General features: G+C 56.3%; 1 rRNA gene. It reads left to right on the top strand.

Annotated features, from left to right (window positions below):
* Positions 1-630, top strand: a 23S ribosomal RNA gene (locus tag DV20_RS17930); the annotation flags it as partial.
* Between the last annotated feature and the right edge of the window lie 4 nt (positions 631-634).

Raw genomic sequence — 634 nt, 5'->3', positions numbered from 1 at the left:
TTGCCTCCTAAAGAGTAACGGAGGCGCCCAAAGGTTCCCTCAGCCTGGTTGGCAATCAGGTGGTGAGTGTAAGTGCACAAGGGAGCTTGACTGTGAGAGTGACAGCTCGAGCAGGGACGAAAGTCGGGACTAGTGATCCGGCACCTACTTGTGGAAGTGGTGTCGCTCAACGGATAAAAGGTACCCCGGGGATAACAGGCTGATCTTCCCCAAGAGTCCATATCGACGGGATGGTTTGGCACCTCGATGTCGGCTCGTCGCATCCTGGGGCTGGAGTAGGTCCCAAGGGTTGGGCTGTTCGCCCATTAAAGCGGCACGCGAGCTGGGTTTAGAACGTCGTGAGACAGTTCGGTCTCTATCCGCCGCGCGCGTAGAAACTTGTGGAAGGCTGTCCCTAGTACGAGAGGACCGGGACGGACGTACCTCTAGTGTGCCAGTTGTTCCGCCAGGGGCAGGGCTGGTTGGCTACGTACGGAAGGGATAACCGCTGAAAGCATCTAAGCGGGAAGCCTGTTTCGAGATGAGGTTTCTTTTGAGGTTCCCTGGAGATGACGGGGTTGATAGGCCGGATCTGGACGCACAGTAATGTGTGGAGGTGACCGGTACTAATTTACCGACGTAACACATAACCCCC

The sequence above is a fragment of the Amycolatopsis rifamycinica genome, assembly GCF_000695625.1.
GTDB classification, from domain to species: domain Bacteria; phylum Actinomycetota; class Actinomycetes; order Mycobacteriales; family Pseudonocardiaceae; genus Amycolatopsis; species Amycolatopsis rifamycinica.
The sequence above is the reverse complement of the archived record's forward strand: the minus strand, read 5'-3'. Positions and strand labels throughout refer to the sequence as shown.